The organism is Citrobacter sp. Cm038 (assembly GCF_030333105.1).
GTDB lineage: Bacteria > Pseudomonadota > Gammaproteobacteria > Enterobacterales > Enterobacteriaceae > Citrobacter > Citrobacter murliniae.
Genome location: NZ_JAOWGO010000017.1, coordinates 68,266 through 87,256, shown reverse-complemented (window position 1 = coordinate 87,256; position 18,991 = coordinate 68,266). Strand labels below are relative to the sequence as shown.

At 47.6% G+C, this 18,991-nt stretch carries 13 protein-coding genes and 2 pseudogenes; 10 read left to right on the top strand and 5 right to left on the bottom strand.

The genetic code is table 11. The features are described from left to right. The first annotated feature begins 17 nt into the window (after positions 1-17). The 4 genes and pseudogenes from OGY01_RS08440 (at position 18) to OGY01_RS08425 (ending at position 7,722) form a co-directional block, all read left to right on the top strand. Positions 18-2,087, top strand: a pseudogene (locus tag OGY01_RS08440) (DUF927 domain-containing protein). A 671-nt stretch (positions 2,088-2,758) separates the two neighbouring features. Next, a complete protein-coding gene (locus tag OGY01_RS08435) occupies positions 2,759-3,745 on the top strand; it encodes a ComEC/Rec2 family competence protein (protein ID WP_256066369.1) in 987 nt (328 codons plus the stop codon). Then, positions 3,738-5,204, top strand: coding sequence for a hypothetical protein (locus tag OGY01_RS08430; protein WP_286492874.1), 1,467 nt, complete (start codon positions 3,738-3,740; stop codon positions 5,202-5,204). Before OGY01_RS08435 ends, OGY01_RS08430 begins: the two co-directional genes overlap by 8 nt. Then, positions 5,197-7,722, top strand: coding sequence for a DEAD/DEAH box helicase (locus tag OGY01_RS08425; RefSeq protein WP_286492873.1), 2,526 nt, complete (start codon positions 5,197-5,199; stop codon positions 7,720-7,722). Before OGY01_RS08430 ends, OGY01_RS08425 begins: the two co-directional genes overlap by 8 nt. 154 nt (positions 7,723-7,876) lie before the next feature. Here the strand turns inward: OGY01_RS08425 and OGY01_RS08420 are convergent, their stop codons facing one another. Further along, a complete protein-coding gene (locus tag OGY01_RS08420; protein WP_001305747.1) occupies positions 7,877-8,353 on the bottom strand; it encodes a helix-turn-helix domain-containing protein in 477 nt (158 codons plus the stop codon). Positions 8,354-8,716: 363 nt separating this feature from the next. Here OGY01_RS08420 and srlA point away from each other — a divergent pair, with 363 nt between their 5' ends. The 5 genes and pseudogenes from srlA to OGY01_RS08395 all read left to right on the top strand — a co-directional run bounded on the left by srlA (position 8,717) and on the right by OGY01_RS08395 (position 13,091). Next, positions 8,717-9,238, top strand: a complete 522-nt coding sequence (srlA, locus tag OGY01_RS08415) for a PTS glucitol/sorbitol transporter subunit IIC (RefSeq protein WP_181231171.1) — start codon at positions 8,717-8,719, stop codon at positions 9,236-9,238. Then, positions 9,235-9,609: a PTS glucitol/sorbitol transporter subunit IIA gene (locus tag OGY01_RS08410; protein ID WP_032649173.1), complete on the top strand. Its 375-nt coding sequence runs from the start codon at positions 9,235-9,237 to the stop codon at positions 9,607-9,609. The genes srlA and OGY01_RS08410 overlap by 4 nt, the downstream gene beginning before the upstream one ends. Further along, the gene (gene srlE, locus OGY01_RS08405; protein ID WP_286492872.1) at positions 9,606-10,586 is read left to right on the top strand and encodes a PTS glucitol/sorbitol transporter subunit IIB; all 981 of its coding nucleotides are present in this window, start codon (positions 9,606-9,608) and stop codon (positions 10,584-10,586) included. The genes OGY01_RS08410 and srlE overlap by 4 nt, the downstream gene beginning before the upstream one ends. Positions 10,587-10,596: 10 nt before the next feature. Next, a pseudogene (locus tag OGY01_RS08400) lies at positions 10,597-11,594 on the top strand (Gfo/Idh/MocA family protein). Between the two features lie 294 nt (positions 11,595-11,888). After that, complete coding sequence (locus OGY01_RS08395) at positions 11,889-13,091, top strand: protein NO VEIN domain-containing protein (RefSeq protein ID WP_181231167.1); 1,203 nt, start codon at positions 11,889-11,891, stop codon at positions 13,089-13,091. A gap of 71 nt (positions 13,092-13,162) precedes the next feature. On the opposite strand, the gene hxlA is transcribed toward OGY01_RS08395, so the two are convergent. The 4 genes from hxlA to ptsG are packed head-to-tail and all read right to left on the bottom strand — an operon-like array spanning position 13,163 to position 16,751. Continuing rightward, positions 13,163-13,798: a 3-hexulose-6-phosphate synthase gene (hxlA, locus tag OGY01_RS08390; RefSeq protein ID WP_181231166.1), complete on the bottom strand. Its 636-nt coding sequence runs from the start codon at positions 13,796-13,798 to the stop codon at positions 13,163-13,165. Between the two features lie 24 nt (positions 13,799-13,822). Continuing rightward, positions 13,823-14,386 (bottom strand): 6-phospho-3-hexuloisomerase, encoded by a 564-nt coding sequence (gene hxlB, locus OGY01_RS08385; protein ID WP_286492926.1) that lies wholly within the window; start codon positions 14,384-14,386, stop codon positions 13,823-13,825. Beyond that, a complete protein-coding gene (locus OGY01_RS08380) occupies positions 14,386-15,228 on the bottom strand; it encodes a glucose-6-phosphate isomerase family protein (RefSeq protein WP_286492871.1) in 843 nt (280 codons plus the stop codon). The genes hxlB and OGY01_RS08380 overlap by 1 nt, the downstream gene beginning before the upstream one ends. Continuing rightward, positions 15,225-16,751, bottom strand: a complete 1,527-nt coding sequence (ptsG, locus tag OGY01_RS08375; RefSeq protein ID WP_286492870.1) for a glucose-specific PTS transporter subunit IIBC — start codon at positions 16,749-16,751, stop codon at positions 15,225-15,227. The genes OGY01_RS08380 and ptsG overlap by 4 nt, the downstream gene beginning before the upstream one ends. A gap of 222 nt (positions 16,752-16,973) precedes the next feature. Between ptsG and OGY01_RS08370 the strand changes: the two genes are divergently transcribed. Then, positions 16,974-18,653: an SgrR family transcriptional regulator gene (locus OGY01_RS08370; protein WP_286492868.1), complete on the top strand. Its 1,680-nt coding sequence runs from the start codon at positions 16,974-16,976 to the stop codon at positions 18,651-18,653. The last annotated feature ends 338 nt before the right edge of the window (positions 18,654-18,991 follow it).

The following is an 18,991-nucleotide window of genomic DNA, read 5'->3' as shown; positions in this document are numbered from 1 at the left end:
CCGACTGATACCTCATCATGAAACGCGCCCCTTTTCTCTGTAAGCAGTCTCCGGACCGCACGCTCGAGGTGGTGATCCTGGCCGGAAGCCTGGCATGGGAGACTTCACGCGTGTGGCGAAAAGATCCCGACCGGGAAGATGATGTTCCTCCGGTGGTACTCGGATCAGATGAACTGGCCGATCTGGACAACCTGACCATTATCAGGCCCGACACACTCTACGCCCGGGTACTTCGCACAGGCGATATCCGCGAAGAGGAGTTGCTGAAAATCGCCGTAAAACTGGCACATGCGGATGTGCAGATGGCCCGGCTGATGACCCCTGACGGTGAGTTACTGGAGAACTGGACCGGTCAGCTTGAACGCCTGCGACAGGAAAGGCCTTCCGACATTCTGCCGGAGCACTTCCGCCTCGATGAAGAGGCACTGTGGTTTGACAAGCTCACCGAACGCCGGGACGGTGAAAGCGACGTTCAGCCCCAGCGCATCTGTTCCCCTCTGCGCGTCACCGCCATCACCTGCGACAGCCATGACGGCAGCTATGGCCGCCTGCTGGAATGGCACACCACCACCGGGCAGTTACGGCGCTGGGCCATGCCGATGTCGATGCTCAGCGGCAACGGCGAGGAGCTACGGCGCATTCTGCTGGAGAACGGTCTGACCTACATCTCCACCCGCCCCGCCCTGCGCAGCCTGCTGTGCGAATACATCTCACGGTCACTCCCCGGACGCCGGGTCACCTGCGTGGAGAAAACCGGCTGGCACAACGGCGTGTACGTGCTGCCGGATGAGGTTATCGGTCCCGGTGGCGACAACGTCATCCTCCAGGGCAGCCACTATCTGACCGGCGGCTTTGCGCAGGCCGGTACGCTGGCGGAATGGCAGGAGCAGGTCGCCGCGCTCTGTGCAGGCAACTCGCGTCTGGTCTTTGCCGTCTGCTGTGCGCTGGCCGCCCCGCTGCTGCGCCTGACCGGAACGGGTGGCGGGGGTTTCCACCTGCGCGGTGAGTCCACCGATGGCAAGACCACGGTGATGAAAGTGGCCGCTTCCGTCTGCGGTGGCACGGATTACTGGCACTCCTGGCGGGCCACCGGGAATGCGCTGGAGGGAATTGCCAGCCGACACAACGATGCCCTGCTGCCGCTCGATGAACTGCGCGAAGTGGACCCGCGTGAAGCCGGGATGATTGCCTATATGCTGGCGAACGGCTAGGGTAAGGGGCGCGCCCGCACCGACGGCGAGGTACGCAACCGCAGGCACTGGACGCTGCTGCTGTTCTCCACCGGGGAGTTGTCGCTGGCGGAACATACCGAACGCGCCGGGGAGCGCCTCTACGCCGGAATGGACGTGCGCATGGTACAAATCCCCAGCGACACCGGGCAGCATGGTGCGTTTGAGCAGTTGCACGGCTTTGCCAGCGGCCAGCAGTTCGCCGATGCCCTCTGCGACCGTGTCGCCCGCTTCCACGGTACCGCCTTTCGTGCCTGGCTGGCCTTCCTCACCCGCGACATGGACGCCAGCACCACGCTGGCGAGAGAGTTACTTCGCCGCTACCAGACCGCCCTGATGCCGGAAAATGCCGGAAACCAGGTGCAGCACATCGTGGCCCGTTTTGCCCTGCTGGCGGTGGCCGGAGAGATGGCAACGTTGCACGGCATCACGGGCTGGCAGGAAGGCACGGCGTATGAGGCAGTGCAGATCTGCCTGCATGCCTGGCTGAACGAGCGCGGCCATATCGCCAACCAGGAGGATGAAGGCGTGCTGGCGCAGATCAAGCGGTTCATCACCGCGCACCAGTACAGCCGCTTTGCCTCGTGGGATGGCCCGGACCGCCCGCTGAATATGGTGGGCTTTCGCCGGGTGGAAAAAGATCCGCTGACGGGCGAGGAACACACGCTGTTCTTCATCCTGCCGGAGGGCTGGCGGGAAATGTGTCGGGGTTTCAGTCCCGCCAGAGCGGCCAGGTTATGTCTGGAAGCGGAATGCCTGCTGCCCGGCAGCGACGGGAAATACCAGTCGCAGGTTCGCCTGCCGGAGATCGGCAAAGCCAGGGTCTACCGACTCACCTCCCGCATCCTCAGTATCTGAGTGCAGTCACGCGTGTCTTAAAAAAAGGTGGTACAGGTGGAACAAGTGGTACACGCAGAGCTGGCGCGGGTTTCAACGTCCCACATTACAGAATTTGGTTTAAAAAAAGTGGTACAGGGTGGGACAGCCGTTGCTGAATCTGTCCCACTTTTCTGACTGGTATTTTTCAGGTGGTACAGCGCAAAGCCACGGCTGGCGCGGTTGTACCACTTGTCCCACCTGTACCACCTTAAAAACAGAAGAAATGAAAATGGCGAAAAGGGACTGCAAAAGCAAAGGCTGAAAGGAAGAGAGAATAAGGGGAACGGACTTACTCTTAAATGGATAACCTATATTTTTATATTCGTACCATTTACATGATGGAGTGCAAAGTTACCATTCAACATGATTTGGATTAGATAGCAAAATTCTCTATAGAATGTTTTCTAGATTTCAGAGGGATTTAACGATAGCTTATCTCACAAATCACAAATTGGTCAAAAAATATACAGAAAACCAAGTTTTGCCCAGAAATCCTTTTAAAATTTTTGAGTTAAAAATCATTGTGTTGTATTAATTTCAGGACGCCACATGTCAAATATCGACACCCAATATAGTGTATAAAAACACAGGAGGACTCATTGTGATTTATATAATAAAATAACCTTATACATCTTTCTGGAAACCAAGTAATGGTTAAAATTCACATTTTAGATGCCGGACATGGTGATTGCTTGTTAGTAGACTGCGATGGTGTCAAATTGTTAATTGACGCTGGCCCAAGTACATTTAGGTATAGAAAAAAAATTTCAGCCAAGTTAGCTGAACTTCTGAATGGCGAGTCTGTTGATATCGCTTTTGTAACTCACAATGATGATGACCATATCGGTGGTTTCAAATACCTAATTGAAAATAAAATAAACATCAAGAGATTTGTATTTAATAGTTTATCTAACATTAAACATGTAATAAAGAATTCAAGCAATAAAATATCGACCAAACAAGATATAAATCTTGATAGAATAGTGAAAGATGGAAGTTTTGTCTTTTCGACACTAACTTCAGATGACTCTCCTATTTTAATCAGAAATATAAAAATAACACCTATTACTCCTTCAAAAAATATCCTTTTAAAATATTTAGAACAACAAGAGCGTAAAAACACAGAAATTAAAATATCATCTTCATCTGAAAAATATAATATTAAAGAAGCACTGCAGTTGCTAAGCAATGGAAATGATATGTTTGTAAAGGATCCATCGGCAACTAATAAAACCAGTTTATCATTTATGATTGAGTATGGGAATTTTTGTGGATTATTCCTTGGTGATGCACACGAAGAAGACATCTACTCATATATGGCTAATCATTGTGCCAATAGAAAAACATCATTTAACGTTGTTAAGTTAGCACATCATGGTAGTGAAAAAAACACGAGTTCACGGTTATTGAAGTTAATTGGTACAACAGAATATATCATATGTGCGAATAAAACCAAGCATAATCATCCAAATAATTTAACTCTTGCAAGAATTTTAATACATGAACAAGAACCTAAAATTCATATGAGTAGCAGCAATCAGGAGATAATAAATTTACTCAATCAAATAAATTTATTAGGCTTCGGCATTACTGCAACCCATTCTGAAAATGGAGTTAATACTTTAATCTATGAGTAGAAAAAATGCTGTAAAAATAAAAGTCAATGATTCGGAATCAAGTGGCTATTTTTTCAAAGCAAGCTCCAGGGATGATTCTTTTGTAATTTCATCCAAGCACGGCCTTTGTTCTAGACAGTCAGATTGTGAAGAATTTCTTGATAATGTTCAGAATTGTTGCCGTTTATGCACTCAAGATTTAAATATTGACAATATATCTTTTGAAATTGAAGGAAATAAGAAGCTAAAGCCAATAAGTTATTTCAGTCTTGAAAACAAAGATATTGTCATCACCAAAGTGGATGGGGTATCTAATTATCCTTTAAGGATAGGAAAGATAGAAAAAGAAAAGTATTATACTTATGGTTACAAGAGTAAATGTGATAAGCCTGGCAGAATTTTATTAAATGAGCCAGATTTATTAGATGGGATTTGTTATTTCAATATATGTTCCGATGCAACACCTGAGTTGATTGAGAAAAGTGAAGAATATTATGGAATTTCAGGTTCATTAGTTTTTGATTCTCCAGAAAAAGATGTTTTAACCGCACATGCAGTAATAACAACTAATGAAACCAATAATGACTTAGGTTCAGAACTATTACATGATATTGATTTCAAAGAAATTAATAACTTTTTCGGCTGTGAAGTATTCTTGGGTAAAAAACTCCAATTTCAACTAGATGATACTTTTAGTAAAAATTTTTCAAAGATTGGAGAAGTGCTTGTTAGCGACAAACTCCAAATTGAAATATTCATTTCATCTTATAAAGGCATACCATATTTTAATTTGACACCAATTGCTGATGCATTAATTCAAAGTAAGTTTTATTATGTTTTTGGAAATGTTAGTAGAAGTGATCATATAAATATAATCGCTGCATCAAACATTATACTCAACAAATCTCATTTAGAACCAGCTAATAAATTATTAACTAGCAAATTAACTGAATCGATATTATCAGCACCTCATATTTATTCCACTAGCATTGATGATAATAATTATCATCATATTCATTTTAAACAAATGACTTCTGGTGATATTGAGCTCATAATATCATGTTATGGTGGAGGAGATGATCTTCCTAAAGATATAAATGGCACTTTAACTGAGTTGTTACACAATATAAATACTTATAACTTAAATAAAAATTCAATAATTGAGAGGTCTTTTCTTAATCAAAAATTTACAGATGCACAATGCGAAATTTTATATGAGATTTTTTTTGAGCGATTAACTGATTCAATCGACAGAATTTCATTATTGCATGTAATTCCTTTGGACCATTATTTAATAAAAGATAAATCAGAAATTAAAAATGAAATTATTACCATTGTTGAGAAAGCGTGTCAAGAATTAGACAGCAACATTTTAGATTATCTTGAGCATGGAATATCTATAAATCTATTAATATTTCCAACTAATAATAAAGATGAATTATCAGGGTTAATGCAAAGGTTGATAAATAATTATGAATGATGCTATTAATTATATCTGCAATAGAATAAAAAATAGTGACGGATTTAGTTACTGTTATGAAAAACTATTGATATCTATTTCAAAGAATCTATTCAATCCAACTAGCAGCAACCCCATTACTCAGCGTGAATATCAACAATTGCTAAAATTCAGCGATTTTTTATCTAATTCCGAAAAAGAAGAAGATCGAAACCTAGCGTTAAAAATAATATCTGCAATATATGATCTTTATAAAGAAGATCATAGTTGCCAATTACTGACAAAATCCATCCTTAGCAAACTTGGACTTTTTGCCGCTGAGGAAGTATTTACTGATAGCGATATAAAACTACCATTATCCTATGAAATTTCTAGCAAATACAGAAAAATAAAAAATCGTATAAATGGTTCTGAGTACATATTCACTAATCGACAATGTGATGTGTACAGTGAGATCATGCAGAATGATTATTTTAGTTTTTCTGGCCCGACATCCCTCGGCAAATCATTCTTGATTAAACATGCTGCCGTTGATCTTATTGAAAACAATAAACTAATTATTTTCATCCTTCCAACAAAAGCTTTATTAGAAGAATATCTAATTGACTTAAAATCTATACTCAATGAAAAAGGCGTGAAAGATATAAATGTAAGTAAATCCGTATCACAAGTTGACAAAGAAAGTAAAAATATATTGGTGTTTACACAAGAAAGATATAACTCATTTTTATATGAAAAGTCTTATGATAATATGGATGTTGACTTTTTATTTATTGATGAAGCTCATAAAGTACTTGACAAAAAGAATAATAGAGCTATAACCCTATATAAAGTAATAAATAACTCCATAGAAAAATATGGTAAATTAAAAGTCATTTTTTCCTGCCCAGTAATTTCCAATCCTGATGTGTTTTTCAAAACATTTAATATACCGAATAGCAAGAAAACAAGAAGTTTATGTATTAAAGAATCTCCGGTAAATCAAGATTTGTACTTTGCAAATTATCAAGATAATAATTTTGTCTATTTTGATTCTATTTTAAATAAAAAAATTAATTTCAATGTAAATAATTCTTATCAAAATGACTTTGAAATAATCAGAGGATTAGCACAACAATCCAAGTCAAACCTTATCTACGTATCAAGTAAAACAGAATGTATAAGGAAATGTAACGAATTTCTAGAGTATTTAATTCGGGAAAAAAAAGTATCGATAACAACAGACGATGAACTTATTTCCGAGTCAAAAATAATCATGGAGTATATTCATAAAGATTTTAACTTAGCTCATGTATTAAAATATGGTATAGCATTTCACCATGGTTCACTACCTCTATTTATAAGAAAAAGAATAGAGGACTTATATTCCAAAAAGAAAATAAATTTTATCTTTTGCACATCAACTTTACTTGAAGGGGTAAACTTACCCACAAAGAATGTTTTTATTTATCCATTCCCTAAAAAGACTGTTAACGATGAAAAAAAATGCCGATTAGATTTTTGGAATCTGGCGGGGCGAGCTGGAAGATACAGAAGTGAATTGACTGGTAACATAGTATGCCTGAATACCGCTGATAATAACTGGAGCAATGCAGATGCTAAAATTAGCCTAGGTAATAATGTTATTATAGAGGATGAAATAAACTCAACATTACTACGCCATCAAAAAATATTAAATTATTTTGATGGTAAAGTTAAATCTCCAACTAATGACATTATTCAACTCAGCTCACTTATTCTATCAGAAATATTAACTTATTTAGATAAAGGTTATATAGGGCGAATTTTAAATACCTTTAATGAAAAGATTCGGTTTATGCTTATTGATTCAGGAAAAAAACATCTTGATCGTAATAGAATTATTGAAATAGATAAAGTGACCTTTTCAGAAAATCATATATTCTCAACATCCATACACGCTAAAGCCCAACTCAATGCTAAAAATGAAGAAAAATTATTGCGTTCTTATAGCAGAGAGGATGTTTTCAATTATTTGGGAACAATAAATGAAATATATGGCCTGCGTAACACCCCTGATTCATTAAACCAACTGTGCATTGTGACTTATTCTTGGCTCATGGGTAATACGCTGAATTTATTAATATCAAACGCTATTAAATATAGCAATTCAGTTAGAGATCCTATTAGCTATAGATGGGTTAAATTTGATAAAACCAATCCTGATCATATAAACGCAAAAATAATGGAGGCAATACAATGCATTGAATCTGAAGTTACTTTTAAACTTGAAACATGTATTGCTCATTTTTATCAGCTATGTCAATCAATTCACGGCGATGAAAATGCAGGCATTAATCTTTCACCTTATTTAGAATATGGAACATTAGATACTAACATCATAGAACTTCAAGAGTTTGGTTTCTCTCGTTTAGCCGCAATTGAAATTATAGCAAAGCACAAAGAGTGTGTTACATTCAAAACAAATGAGACATCATTGCAAATAAACACTCAGAAATTAAGAGCTAAGATTGAAAAGCACAGTGTAATTGATAGAGAACTATCATGGTTGAATTTATAATTCAGCCATGATAAATAATAATTTGAAAGATAAATAGGTTGTAATGATATAACCTATTTATCTTCTCGTTACATGAATTTCATAAGGATTTTTATACGGGGTATAAAATATCATTTTATATTTAACGCGGTATACTGGTAACCTAACCGAATGATTAATCATCATCTAAATTATAATCATGGTAAATAGCCAGTTGCTTGTTGATTGGTAATTTATTGATTTTTAAGGCCAACTCGATAGAGGATGCCGATAACATCTTTCTTTCTTCATCTGAAGTTCGTTCAACACCTTCAACTTGGTAGAGCAAAGCATTTAGCATCTTTTTTATAAATATACCTCGCTGTTCATCAGACAAATGTTCAGCCAAAGTCATTAGTAGACCTAATTCCCTTTTTACTCGTTCGCTATCTTGAGATTGACCTGTTTCCTCACCTAGTAACCAAGCCGGACTAACTCCAGTAGCATGAGCGATCTTCTGAAGTTGCTCAATTCCATTCGGAAGCGAATCTCCGGCAACATATCCACGGATCGTAGAGTACGGGATATCACATTTTTGTGCCAGATCACGCATGGAATCGCCTGTCATAGCGAGAAGTTTCTCTAATCTGGCACTAAATTCACTCTTAATCATCATACTCCGATTTTGTAACCATATGAATGATAAGAAAAACAGATGAATTATCGAAAATTAGATATTTATCACTTTAATTTGTCTAATTTTCGATCTAATCTATCTGTACACATTGCAGACAATCACCCTCTGCAAACCCAACTGCTGAGCATCGCATACTCAGGGCAGAATTGCCACGCATCCGCTCGTCCTGAAAACCGCTCAGTTCACAAAAACACGCCACAAGCGGGGATAACAAAGAAAGCAGTATGAGCCATAGCTGTTTATCGCCATTACCGGAGCCCCAGACGCTTACGCCTGTCATGTCTTAACCTCTGTCCGATAAGTCTGTGCGCTCCGGGCCTTTTACCCGGAGGACTCCTTATGTGGACAGTCAGCCTCGCTGAGGCGTTTATTCATGTATTCCAGGTCGCAGGCAAAATCTTCCTCGACATGATGACCGGGCTTATCCCGATGCTCATCTGCCTGCTGCTGGCCATCAACTTCCTGATGAAGCTGGTTGGTACCGTGCGGATGGAGAAAGTTGCCGCCCTGCTCGGCCGCTCGCGTATCCTCACCTACGGCGTGCTGCCGGTGCTCGGCTGGTTCTTTATGAGCAGCCCCGGCGCGCTGACGCTCGGCAAGCTCTTACCTGAAAAGAGCAAACCCGGCTATGAGGATGCGCTCGGCACCACCGCCCATCCGCTCACCAGCCTGTTTCCCCATGTGGTGCCGTCAGAACTGTTTGTCTGGCTCGGCGTGGCTGCCGGGGTTAAGGCGCTCGGCCTGCCTGTCACCTCACTGGCGCTGCGCTATATTGCCGCCGCCATGCTGATTGGTTTAATCCGCGGGATTATCACCGAGTACCTGTTCCTGCGGCTCAGCAAGCGGGGGAATGCGCCATGATGATTTACTGCGCACGTATTACTGCAATCGGGCTGTTTGTCGCTGACGGCCTGACCGACAAGATGCTCATCACCTTCGACAGTAACGGGCCGAAAGACTGTCTCGATTACTCGCTATCACTGGAGCCGTCGTTCCGGGAAGAGAGCCTGATGATACTGCCCGGCGACCGCCTGATGCTGGCGGGGCACGACTATCTGGTGACTGCCGTTGGCAAAGGGGCACAGCAGGCACTCTTTGAGCTCGGCCACCTGACGCTGGTGTTTAACGGTGACCTGAATCCCTGTCACGTCGGTGCGGTTCACCTCTCCGGCCCGGTTCCGAAACTCCATGACCTGCACGGCAATCTGGTGATTGAGGAGGGGCGGCCATGAATACGGTACTTATTCCTCCCGGTCCCGGCGGTTACGGTAAAGGGCTGTGGCTGCCCGTTGGCAGCGGCAAAAAGGTGCTGTCGCTGACCGGACGCGAGATTCATCCGGTGGCGATAGAAATCGGCGCGCTCACCGAATCGGAAATCGTTAACGGCTTCTCTGACATTCCGCCGGATAACGACATTCTGTGCGTGGTGATTAACTGCGGCGGGTCCCTGCGCTGCGGCCTGTATCCGCAGAAGGGCATCCCGACCATCAACGTGCTCCCCACCTGGCGCGCCGGGCCGCTGGCGCAGTTTATTACCGAGGAGAACTACGTTTCCGGCGTGACGATGGAGCAACTGGTTCTGGTGGATACCGCCGAAGCCCCGGACGGTAAACCGGAGTCGGTGCCTGTCGCTGCACCACGGGTCATCATCACTCCGCCGCCTGCCCGTGGCGCGGAGAAACTGGTGCGCATGGTTGAAAAGACCGGTACCACCGTCGGCCACGTTATCGCCCTGCTGTTCGCCGCCAGCCGTGAGGCAGTGGCTGTCTCCCTGCGCAACGTCATCCCCTTTATGGCCTTTGTCTCGCTGCTGATTGCGCTGGTGCAGGAGACCGCGCTCGGCAGCCTGATTGCCCACGCTCTGACGCCGCTGGCCAACTCGCTGTGGGGGCTGGTGCTGCTGTCGCTGATTTGCGGCATTCCGTTCCTCTCCCCGGTGCTCGGGCCGGGTGCGGCCATCTCGCAGGTGATTGGCGTGATGATTGGTACGCAGATTGGCGCGGGTGCAATATCCCCGGCCTTTGCCCTGCCCGCGCTTTTCGCCATCAACGTGCAGGTCGGCTGCGACTTCGTGCCGGTGGGACTCTCCATGCAGGAGGCAAAGCCAGAGACCATCGCGAAGGGCGTCCCCGCCTTTCTGCTCTCACGTCAGTTAACCGGGCCGCTGGCGGTAATAGTCGGCTGGCTGTTTTCCCTGGGCTTATTCTGAGGACTCAACGATGAACAAAATCAGAGCCGCCGTGGTCGGCGCAGGTATCTACGGCAAACACCATATGAATGCGTACCGCCATAACCCGGACACCGTGCTGGTCGCCATCTGCGACACCGATACAGAACGCTGCGACGACCTCGCCATGACCTGTGGCGTGATGGGTTATACCCGGCTGGATGTCCTGTTACAGGAGGAAGCCATCGACGTGGTCTCGGTGGCGACACCTGACCCGTACCACACTGAATCCATCCTCACCGCCCTGCGCCACGGCAAACATGTGCTGGCGGAGAAACCGCTCGCCACCTCGGTACGTGAGTGCGAGCTTATCGTGGAGATGGCGCAGCAGCGGGACCTGCTGGTCGGCGTCGATTTCCACAAGCGCTGGGACCCGGCGGTGATGCGCATTAAGGCCGAACTGGAGAAGCCGGAAGCCGGGCACATCCTGCGCGGCCATATCAGCATGGACGATGTCATCAGCGTGCCGACAGAGTGGCTGAACTGGGCAGGCGCAAGCTCCCCGGTGTGGTTTCTCGGCTCACACTGCTTTGACCTGGTACGCCACCTTTCCGGTAAGGAAGTGGTGTCGGTGTACGCCGTCGGACAGAAGCGGCTGATGGTCGAATGCGGCCTCGACACCTTCGACAGCGTGCAGAGCCTGCTGACAATGGCCGACGGCAGTTCATGGGTGGTCGAGAATTCGTGGGTATTGCCGGAGGGGTTCCCAAAGGATAATGACGGACGCATTGAGATCCTCTGCGAGACGACCTGGATCCGAAGCTCTTCAGAGCATCGGGGGCTGGAAATCACCACCCCGGATAAGACACTCACACCCAACAGCTATTTCATCAACTACCGCAACGGTGTCGCCAGAGGTTTCGGGATCGACCCGATCAATGACTTTGTGCGGGCGGTCAGGCATAAAGCGCCGAAGACGGGCTGGCGGTAAGCCGGATTTGCGAGGCGGTGCACCGCAGTCTGGAGAGCGGGAAACCTGAAGATGTTTAAACAAACGGCGCAGGGCAGCTCCTTGTGCCAGTTCCATATGATTTTGCTAATTCTACTCACTGGTCTATTCACTCGTCAGGCTTTGGCCCGCAGATATATTAATGTTTTCCATCCTGCCGCAACAAAACCCCACACACGATTGTATGTTTTTTAGTCATTAAGGTGAATAGAGGTATTTTATGGCTATGACCTTTTTCACCTTCCTGCCAATAGTATCATGCTAAACCTCTCATCTATATTTATTGCGCCAATAATAGTCAACAAGTATTTCAAAAAAGTCCCAAGCAAATTATAATGCTGGAGTTTCATAATGTCCCTTTAAAAACCATTTTAAGAAGAGCTATTATGTCCCTCCCTACAAATTTTAATGATATTCTTCGTGTTTTTGAAAAAGATTACGATACAGCCAAAGAAGATAATGCCCTAAGTGCACGCGGCCAATTTCTGCAACTTTACCCCCTTAATCGCCTAAAAAAAATGACGCTTGATGACTATGTCATCGGCAAAGGTACAGCTTCATTTTGTGCTTGTGTTGAAGTAAAAACCAGAACATGGGCAAATATGCAAGGTGCGACGGCGCTCAAATTTGGTATTTATTATGGAAAATCAAAATCAGATCCAACCGTCCGCTATCGTTTTACTCAGAAATTTGGCGATGATGATAGTACTAATAAAGTAGTTTTCGCTAATGTTAAAGACGCTTTACTAGACCTAATACAGTCAGGGAAAGAATTAGATTTTAGAGCGATTGACGAGAACCCCCTATCCCAAATGTTTAAGGCTAAAATATTGAGCCTTTACTTTCCAGAACACTTTATAAACATTTGCAGCAAAGATCATCTTAAAGAAATTGCTATGGAAATGGGTATAAAAGAGCAACAGTTTATTAGTAAATATCAACATTTGTTATTCAAGAAAAAACTAGAGCATAAAATCACCCGAAACTGGAGCAATCCAAAATATATGTCCTTCCTTTATGCCCAGTTCATACGTAAGGATCTTAGCAGCGCTCCTGCTGTGATAGTTAAAAAACCACAAAAAAGAAACCATCCCGAAGTCAATTTCGAAGAAATAACGGACAATCGTGATTTAATAGGCAAAAAAAGCGAAGAATATGCATTAAACTGGGAAAAAAACCGCCTAATCGGTCTCGGCTATTCAAAACTAGCTGAGGAAATAGATGATCGCCGTAATCGTCCAACTTATGGTTACGACTTTCTTTCTTTTAATGCCCCAGGTGATGAGCGATACATCGAAGTTAAATCAATTGGCCGAGATGGAAAAGAGGGAGCATTCCGTTTTTTCCTCTCAGGAAATGAACTCACCGTTTCTAATTTAAGTAACCACCGTAAAAACTATTATTTTTATCTTGTACAGTATGGGAAAGATGGAGAGCCATGCAATCTATATGTAAAACATGCTCAAGATCTTTACACTAAGAGTGAAATGTCCCCTTGTGCTTACGTTGTTAGGTTCGATCTGGAAGAACCTGCTTAATAGTTTCGACAACCTCCGGCTCATAACTTTAAAAGTGTGAAATCAGGCGCAGAGTCACCTGCGCCTTCATCTCAGTGATGCTGCAACAACACCTGCGAAATCTTCCTCGCTTCACCTGCCGGATCCGCCGCATGCGTGATCGCTGATCCCACAATCACCACATCCGGGCCTAACAGCGCATAGTCCTTTACCGTCTGGCTGCTGATGCCGCCTGCCACGGCAATCCGGGCTTTCCGGCGCGCCTTCAGCATCGTTATCAAATCATCAATCGGCTTGCGCCCTGCCGCCTGCTGGTCGGTGCCGGTGTGAACTGCTAGCATATCCGCCCCCGCCTCTTCCAGCAGGCGAACCCGTGCGGGGAGATCGTCGACGCAGATCATATCCACCACCACCTGCTTTCCGGCCTCTTTCGCCGCACGGATGCACGACTGGATCGTCAGCACGTCGGTAACGCCTAATACCGTGACATAGTCTGCCCCGGCGTCGAAAAGCAGCTGCGACTCAAAATGGCCACCATCCATAATTTTCGCATCCGCCAGCACTTCCTTATGCGGGTATTTCTCTTTAATGGCTTTAATCGCGTTCACGCCTTCCCGAATAAGAAAGGGTGTTCCCACTTCAATAATATCAACGTCATCAACCACCTTATCAATAAATACCAGCGCTTCAGGCAGGGTTAACTCGTCCAGGGCAAGCTGTAATTTCATGTTGGTTTCCTTGTGTCGAATGACTTATTCGAGGTTGGCGTGCAGCGCAAAACCTTTGGTTAAGCGATATCCCGTCGACTGCGCCAGATTCACAATCATGGCGTCCCCCAGCACCATGACCGCCTCTTCAAACAGGCTGCCGCCGGGCAGAATGCCTTTCACATTATCGGGTCCATCCGGCAGTTTGTCGGTATAGGCCGGGAGCCTGACCACTACGTCCGCCAGTTTCCCCAGCGTGGACTCGGGGAAAATGGTCAGCAAGGCCACTGTGCCGCCCAGTTGCTTCGCTTTCGTAGCCACATTCACCAGAGAAGCCGTTTCGCCCGATGCGCTGGCCAGCAGCAGCAGGTCGCCTTTTTGCAGCGCAGGAGTGACCACATCGCCGACAACATGCACCTTCAGGCCGATATGCATCAGGCGCATCGCAAAAGCTTTCAGCATCAACAGCGAACGGCCTGCACCAAAAACAAATATCGCGTTCGCGTCATCGATGGCCTGCTCCAGACGCGTCAGCGCAGCACCGTCAATCCGCGACATCGCCTGATGCAGGTCAGTACAGGCGGCGCCTGCAACAGATTGCGTTTCCATCATGCGTCCTCCTGACAGAGCGGGAATAAATTATCCTGATACTCGAGCATCCCCATGATTTCCCGGACATAGTTATCGACATGCCCCAGAAAGTGAAAACGTTCCGGCGCGGCGCGGTAGCGTTGGTAAAGTGGCGTATCGAAGGTGATGCCAAGATGCGGGTTCTCTTTGACGGTGGCGAATTTGATGCGCGGAATATGCGGGTAGTAGTGATTCTTCCGCACGCAGAGTTGCCCGTTCTCCTCCACGATGTAGCAGGCCATGCCGTGGTAAAACTGCACTGTATCGTAGTGAACCGCGCAGGGTTTATACGCCAGGTTGCTGAACACCAGCGGCCCGTCGCCGATATTAATGGAGCAGTGGCCGTAATTCGGCGGCACGATAATGCTCTGCCCCTCCTTCACCACCGCCACGATAAGATCGTCCACCAGCAGATCTTTTGGTGCGACGGCAAAATCCGGCGACTTTTGCAGGATATACGCCGCCGTGCCCTTAATCACTTCATACACTTCCGGATGGGTGTTGTGCCGCGTGTCGTTATAGCCGTGATAATGACCGCTGGTTTTCTTGCGCTCCTTGCCGATCGTTCCCGGCATGATGATGGTGATATCATACTGGTACTGGTCAGCGGCAAGCCGTTCCTGATCCTCCGGAAAGCTGAGCCCGCGATAAACATCGTAAGCCAGTTCATCACGCTGCGCTTCGGTGAATTCCGGTAAAACCACCGCCATCTGCTCGGCGCTTTTACGGCCAAAGCCGAGATAGTTCAGCGGGGGTTTCAGCGCCATCACGCCATCGTCATCGAGATACAGCGGCAAACCGCTGTGGTGTAGCTGTTTCATTTTGCCTCCTGTGTATACGCGTTAGCTGCGCGGATCGCCTCTTTCAGCCGGTCTGATTTCATGCCAAAGACGCTCTGGATATTGTTCCCGACTTCGACGACGCCCGCCGCGCCAAGCTGTTTCAGCAGCGCTTTGTCCACCAGCGTCTTATCTGTCACGTCAATGCGCAGACGTGACATGCAGGCTTCGATGCTGGTCATATTCCCCAGCCCGCCATAGGCCAGAATGATACCGCTCACCAGGTCGTTCTGTTCGCTTTCCTGCGTCACCGCGGTTTCTTCGACTTCACGCCCCGGCGTCAGCAAATTCCAGCGGCGGATGGCAAAGGTAAACAGGACGTAGTACACCGCGCCCATCACCAGACCGACCGGGAACACCATGTACCAGTGTGGGGCCCGCGGCAGAACGCCAAAGAACAGATAGTCGATAAGCCCGCCGGAGAAAGAGAGCCCGATGTGCACGCTGAACCACTCCATCAACAGGAACACCAGACCCGCTAAGACGGCGTGAATGCCATACAGCACGGGCGCAACAAACAGGAAGGAGAACTCAATCGGCTCGGTGATGCCGCAAACAATGGAGGTGATCGCGCCAGAGAGCATAATGCCCTTCACCCGCGCTTTGTTTTCCGGGCTGGCACAGCGGTAGATCGCCAGCGCAATCGCCGGAATGCAGAACATCTTGATGGGCGTCAACCCGGCCATAAAGGTTCCGGCGGTAATCGGCACCTGGTCTTTCAACTGGGCAAAGAAGATAAGCTGGTCACCATGCACCACCTGCCCGGCCTTGTTTACGTACTCGCCAAACTGCAGCCAGAACGTCGGCCACCAGACATGGTTAAGACCAAACGGGATCAGCAGCCGCTCGACAAAACCGAACAGGAAGGCGGACACGCCCGGCCCCTGCACCATCATGGTATTCGACAGGCCATTAATCAAATGCTGAACCGGCGGCCAGACCACTGCCATCACCAGCCCGACAAACAGCGCGGCAAAGGAGGTCACTATCGGCACGAAGCGCTTGCCGGAAAAAAACTCCAGCCATGAAGGAAGCTGGATGCGGTAATAGCGTTTATACAGCCAGGCGGCAATAATCCCGATAATGATGCCGCCAAACACGCCGGTCTGCAGCGAAGGGATGCCCAGCACCATCGTGTAGTCACGCACCTGCGCCACCGACTCGGGCGTGATCCCCAGAAACTGGCCGATGGTGACGTTCATAATCAAAAACCCGGCGATCGCCGATAACCCGGCAATGCCCTGATCGTCACTAAGCCCTACCGCCACGCCGACAGCAAACAGCAGCGGCAGGTTAGCGAAAATCGCACTGCCCGCTTCCGCCATCAGCTTCAGCACGTGAACCAGCCAGTCAGCGCCGAGAAACGGCAGGCTGGCGACAATATTGGGATCCTGAAAGCTGACGCCGAAGGCCAGCAAAATACCGGCGGCAGGCAGCATAGCAATCGGGATCATTAACGATCGCCCGATGCTTTGTAACATTTGCAGAAGGTTGAATCTTTTCATCTCGATCTCCTGAGCGCGTCTTTATGACAGGGATTCGCACAACAGCAGGTTCTGCTCCGAACACCTTCAGTATCCGAACCGGATGTGATTAAAAAAACAGCAATCAAAGACGAAAGTTATTTCCGGTTTTCGCTTAAAACCGGAAAATTTATGAGGGCAATCACGCCGGAAACCGTCAGAAAGGGATAAAAGAGGAAATCACGTTCGGTGGGAGGCCATCAAATGAGTATCTTCGAGGCGCATTTTCGCAGGCTGCACGCCCGCTACGGCGCGGGCCAGACGCACGAATTACAGATGCAGGAGATCGCCGCCATCTTCGGCTGTTCGGTGCGTAACTGCCGTATTGCACTGAAAAAGATGCATCAGGAAAAATGGCTCGACTGGCAGCCCCAGCGCGGGCGCGGCAAGCGCTCACGGCTCCACCTGTTAACCTCACCGGAAAAGCTATTCAGCCAGAACGTCAATAAGCTGCTGGAGAAGCAGGATTACGGCAACGTGCTGCGGTTTATCGGCAACGACAAGTATCTGCTGGATCGCCTGAGCCTGTGGCGCTTTGGGGTACAGGATAAAAGCAGCGAAACGCGGGTACGCATCCCCTACTATCGCAATCTGGATCCGCTTAATCCGCTCGTTCCCCTGCGGCGAACCGAACGCCACCTCCTGCGCCAGTGCCTCAGCGGACTGACGCGCTATGACGCCGTTCAGGGCAGGATCGTCCCTGATATCACCCACTACTGGACCCACAACGAGGACTTTACCCGCTGGGAGTTCTGGCTGAAATCCACCGCCCGCTTTGCCGATGGCAGCGAACTGGATGCCTGCGCCGTTCAGCGCTGCCTGCTTGCCGCCAGCCAGAGCCCACAGTTCGCGCCGCTTTTCAGCCCAATCAAAAGCATCACCGCTGACGCCCCCTGGCATCTGGTGATTGAAACGCATCATCCGGTCAAGCGGCTCGACTGCCTGCTCGCCACCCAGCCGACGATGCTGTTCGATTACCAGCACGGACACATCCGCTGTACCGGCGCTTTCCACCTGCAGGAGCACAGCGACAACTTTATGGTCCTGCGGCGCAATCAACACTGGCACCAGGCGCGGCCCGGACTGGATGAGATCACCATTTTCACCTGGGCGCCAGAACATATCAGCATGAGCTTTATTCCCCTGCTGCGGGGCGAAGAGGCGCAGGATGACCGCCCGCTCAACGAGCGTAGTCTGGAGCAGGGGTGCTGTTTTGTGCTTCTCGACAGTGACGGCGCCTTTGCAGATGAGGCCGGAAGACGGTTTATTAATTACCTGCTGCAACCCATCGAACTCCTCAGCCAGACGCAGCTTCCCGACGAATACGCACGCATCCTCTCCGTGGCTCAGGGCATGCTGCCGCAATGGAACCACCGCCCGGTGGATTTTGGCGGGATCACCGCGCCGTTTAACCTGCGTCAGCCGGTGATCATCAGCACCTTTCAGCAGCCGGAACTGGTGGAGCTTGCCGGGGCGATTCGCATCCTGCTTGAGCGCTGGCATATTCGCGCCGAGATACGGATCGACGCATTTGACAGCTTTAACAGCCAGCCGCGCCCCCCTGCGGATATCTGGCTCAGCAACTTTATGCTCGATACCCTTTCAGTTCCGGCATTTCTGGAATGGCTGGCTTCCACTGCGCTGTTTACACGACTGCCTGAAGCCCAACGACGAAACCTGAACGCCCTGCTACCGACCATTCTGAACAGTGACGATGAACAGGCGTTCGCCACCATTGCCGCCTTTTTCCATGAGATGACCCACCAGCGATATGTTATTCCTTTGCTACATCACTGGATGGAATTTGCGACCGAGAAGTCATTTACCTGGAGGGATTTAAATACGTTGGGATGGCCGGATTTTAGCCAACTTTGGCTCGAATAATGCTACGCCCGCAAAAGCTCGCTAAAGGGCCTTTAAAGGCCTTTAAGGGTAAGGGAGGGAAGTGCGCCATTGTGGCTGTCAGTTCGTTTCGTTTAGCGCCTCCAGCCCTTCCTGATTTTCTTCTTGCATGAGAGAACTGGCATGTTTTTTCGTCTCTGGATCCGGAGGAGCTGCGTCGGGCATCAGAGTAACATTCCGCATGGTGCGTTATATCATTCTGCATACCCAATAATGTTCGTTTAAGTATTTTAGATACGGCTGAAATAGCAGGGTTTTAACCATCAGAAAAATTTAAAATCTACGCCCGCAAAGGCTCGCTTTAGCGAGCCTTTGCGGGC